The following is a 235-nucleotide window of genomic DNA, read 5'->3' on the forward strand; positions in this document are numbered from 1 at the left end:
TGCAACTTGGCCAGCTGTGCTCCCAGGCAATAGTGGATGCCATAGCCCAACGATAAATGCGCGCGGGCATTCTTGCGGCGGATATCGAAGCGATCCGGATGTTCGAAGACCGCTTCATCGCGGTTGCCGGAACCGAGAAGCAGCAGCAGATTGGATTTTTCCGGGAGACTGACGCCGCCGATGCTGGTTGCAGAATTGACACGCCGCCGCCACGCCACGATCGAGGGCGTGAATC

General features: G+C 59.1%; 1 protein-coding gene. It reads right to left on the reverse strand.

The features are described from left to right. The coding region (locus RMT89_RS45510; RefSeq protein WP_315889615.1) for a cytochrome P450 at positions 1 to 218 on the reverse strand (218 nt) is incomplete at its 3' end. Between the last annotated feature and the right edge of the window lie 17 nt (positions 219 to 235).

The organism is Streptomyces sp. P17, assembly GCF_032436805.1.
In the GTDB taxonomy this organism is placed as follows: Bacteria; Actinomycetota; Actinomycetes; order Streptomycetales; family Streptomycetaceae; genus Streptomyces.